Consider the following 243-nt stretch of genomic DNA (forward strand, 5'->3'; position numbering starts at 1 on the left):
AGAGGAAACTTCTATCGGAACCCCTGTGCATGGCGGAAGCTTTACCATTGATGAAGACTCCGGTGAACTGCTCTTTTCACATCCCGGAATATCTGGTGGCTATGCCAATACGCTGAAAGATTTGGAAACTTATCAGCAGCCTGCCGTTTTACCGACAGGAGATACCGCCATAAAAGGACAAAACGGGCTTTACTATATTACAGGACGTATCAAACGAATCATGAAACTTTTCGGGATTCGTCT

1 pseudogene is annotated in these 243 nt (G+C 45.3%); it reads left to right on the forward strand.

The features are described 5' to 3' along the window. Positions 1 to 243: pseudogene (locus SB724_RS21530) on the forward strand (AMP-binding protein); the annotation flags it as partial.

The sequence above is a fragment of the Bacillus sp. SIMBA_031 genome (assembly GCF_046535225.1).
Classification (GTDB): domain Bacteria; phylum Bacillota; class Bacilli; order Bacillales; family Bacillaceae; genus Bacillus; species Bacillus velezensis.